Source organism: methanotrophic endosymbiont of Bathymodiolus puteoserpentis (Logatchev) (genome assembly GCF_900128525.1).
GTDB lineage: Bacteria > Pseudomonadota > Gammaproteobacteria > Methylococcales > Methylomonadaceae > Methyloprofundus.
This window is the reverse complement of sequence record NZ_FQTQ01000077.1, coordinates 1-1,690: the sequence shown is the minus strand read 5'-3', so window position 1 is coordinate 1,690 and position 1,690 is coordinate 1. Positions and strand designations below refer to the sequence as shown.

Here is a 1,690-nt window from a genome sequence, read left to right as displayed (position 1 = left end):
GTTATTTATATAGGTTATAATACTACATTTCTCATTCCCACGCTCCAGAGTGGGAACGAGAAAAATCCTTAAGCATGAACCTTCATCAAACCTTATTGACAGAATCAAAATGTGTAATAAGATGAATAGATTGCTCGTGCCTCACTTATTTTAGCCGATAATTTTTAGCCTTAGTGGGGCGTTCAGGCTTGATACACCGTTAATTTGTACAGTGTTTCACTTTCTGAAACACCCGTACTCTGACCAGAGCATAAAAAAGCAAGCCTATTGACGAAACTGATAATTCGTTCATGGTGTCACTTGTATTGATTTTATTAATAAAAGGAAAACGGCATGAGTAAATTAACACTAGGAGTCATCGGGACATCAAGAAAGGAAGATGAGCGACGTTTTCCAATCCATCCTGAGCATTTGCCACGCATTCCTGAAGAGCTTCGTCGCCAGCTGATATTTGAAGAGGGTTATGGAACTCCATTCGGTATAACCGATACGGAAATGGCTGCTCAGGCGGGTGGTGTTGCCACACGCCACGATATATTAGCCGACATTGACACGGTTATAATTAACAAACCAGTCTTAGCTGACTTCCTGGAATTTCGCGAAGGAGGAACACTTTGGGGTTATGTGCATTGCGTGCAGCAACGGGAAATTACTCAGGCTGCAATCGATCGTAAGTTAACGCTCATTGCTTTTGAAGACATGTTTGTTTGGTCCCCTGATGGCTTTATAGGCCGCCACACATTTTATAAGAATAATGAAATGGCTGGTTATTGCGCCGTCATACATGCCTTGCAACTTAAAGGTATCGATGGGCACTACGGCAACCAACGTAAAGTAATCATTTTCGGTTTTGGTGCCGTCAGCCGTGGCGCTATTTACGCCCTCAAGGCACATGGTTTTAGAGATATCACCATCTGCATTCAACGCCCTGATCATGAAGTGCGTGAAGAGGTGCTCGATTGTAACTATGTCAGAGTTCTGGCTGGTAACGAGGTCGAAGAGCGCATGATGGTGGTAGAGCATGATGGAACGGTACGGCCGCTGGTAAACCTGATTAGTGAAGCAGATATAATCGTAAATGGAATATTTCAGGATACAGACAATCCTACTGACTTTGTGACTGAAGCAGAAGGCTCATGCCTCAAGCCCAATAGCCTGATTATTGATATCAGTTGCGACGAAGGTATGGGATTCTTTTTTGCTAAACCAACCACATTCAAGAATCCGATGTTTAAATATAAAACCATCGATTACTACGCCGTAGATCACACGCCTAGTTATTTCTGGGAAAGTGCAACGCGCTCAATCTCTGCCGCACTCATTGTTTATTTACCGACTGTTCTCGCAGGCCGTGATGGGTGGAAGCAAGATCAGACCATTAAGAAGGCTATAAATCTTGATAGTGGCGTAATTCAGAACCCCTCTATTCTGTCGTTTCAAAAGCGTGAACTGCACCACCCCCACGACCACATCAATCCTGTTGAATAAGCTGTACCGATAAGATAGGTGCTTAACAATTGCCTCCAGCCGACGCACCTTCGACGTGCGACTGAGGCAGGCGTTAGATGCAAAAGAAAGGGACATAGTATGGCTCAAAATGAATATGAATACATTGAGTTCCTGCCAGGGTAAGGGCTTCAAGATAATAGTGCTTATAACTACGATCAACACATTTAGATATAGTTATTAG

General features: G+C 43.4%; 1 protein-coding gene. It reads left to right on the top strand.

The features are described from left to right. The first annotated feature begins 333 nt into the window (after nucleotides 1-333). Nucleotides 334-1,488, top strand: a complete 1,155-nt coding sequence (locus tag BQ7314_RS06600; protein WP_174482912.1) for a N(5)-(carboxyethyl)ornithine synthase — start codon at nucleotides 334-336, stop codon at nucleotides 1,486-1,488. Nucleotides 1,489-1,690: the final 202 nt, after the last annotated feature.